This is a genomic window from Bacillus cereus group sp. BfR-BA-01441, assembly GCF_022663075.1.
GTDB lineage: Bacteria > Bacillota > Bacilli > Bacillales > Bacillaceae_G > Bacillus_A > Bacillus_A cereus.
On sequence record NZ_JAKUEU010000370.1, the window covers coordinates 1 to 236 of the forward strand.

Consider the following 236-nt stretch of genomic DNA (forward strand, 5'->3'; position numbering starts at 1 on the left):
TACTTACTAATACGTTAGAGTCTTTATTTTTTTTGAATGATTGTATTTATATATCTCATACTAATACATTTGCAAGGAATAGAATAAATGATGTTAATATTACCGCTCCACTTGCGGATCCTAATAAGTCACCTTTTGTTACTTGTAATACTTGCTCTTTCATATCTTTCATTCTCCCTTCCTTTTCTTTTGTTACAAAGCTTCTATTATACTAATACGCTTGATAGAAATACGAT

1 protein-coding gene is annotated in these 236 nt (G+C 28.8%); it reads right to left on the reverse strand.

The window, feature by feature from the left end; genetic code table 11:
* Positions 1–55 precede the first annotated feature (55 nt).
* Positions 56–172, reverse strand: a complete 117-nt coding sequence (locus MR107_RS30890) for a DUF3948 family protein (protein WP_242293215.1) — start codon at positions 170–172, stop codon at positions 56–58.
* Positions 173–236: the final 64 nt, after the last annotated feature.

Excerpts from the sequence above, each read along its gene's own strand:
- MR107_RS30890 (WP_242293215.1), bottom strand. The coding sequence starts at position 172 with ATGAAAGATATGAAAGAGCAAGTATTACAAGTAACAAAAGGTGACTTA.